1 pseudogene is annotated in these 669 nt (G+C 65.2%); it reads right to left on the bottom strand.

The window, feature by feature from the left end:
• Nucleotides 1–115: 115 nt before the first annotated feature.
• Nucleotides 116–669: pseudogene (locus HUK84_RS21630) on the bottom strand (ABC transporter substrate-binding protein); the annotation flags it as partial.

Here is a 669-nt window from a genome sequence, read left to right as displayed (position 1 = left end):
GCCAGGGCGCGCCCCGCCCGCCGCCACGGGCCCGGGGACCGTGCGGCGAAAGGCTCCGGGAATTGCTGGGGGAATTGCTCCGCGAATTGCGCCGGGGCGTGCTTTGGCGCGTCGTTCATCGCACCCATACCCGTGAAAACAGAAGATGGTACAAGGTGGTATAGAAATATCCTCCGACACGCGTCGAGACAAGGTCGATATAGTTGATGCGGATGATCGGCGCCGCCGGCGCGTCCCGGTCGACCAGGCGCCCGGCCTGTGTCCACAGGGCGGCGGCTTCGGCCGGGTCGGAGGTCTGTTTGGCCCGGTCCATCACCGCCTGCACCCGGGCATTGCAATAGCCCGCGATATTGATCGAATTGTCGCTGCCGGGATGGAAATTCTCGCAGCCGAACAGGTCGTCGAGGAAATTCGAGGCCGAGGGATAATCCGCGAACCAGTCGGAGATGCTGATCTGCACGTGGTTGGCGGTGTTCTGGATGTAGCTGAACTGCATGCCGTGCGCCAATGTCTTGACGCTGGCGCGATAGCCGATGGATTGCAGCATGTTGCGCAGCCACACGCCCATGCTCATGTCGATCGCGGTATTTTCCGCCACCACCGTGACGGCCTGGCCGGCCGTGCCGCTCTGCGCCACCAGGGCGCGGGCCCGCGCCAGGTCCGGCCCCC

The organism is Nguyenibacter vanlangensis, assembly GCF_013376155.1.
In the GTDB taxonomy this organism is placed as follows: Bacteria; Pseudomonadota; Alphaproteobacteria; order Acetobacterales; family Acetobacteraceae; genus Gluconacetobacter; species Gluconacetobacter vanlangensis.
Note: the sequence above shows the minus strand (reverse complement) of the source record. Positions and strands in the feature narration are given on the sequence as shown.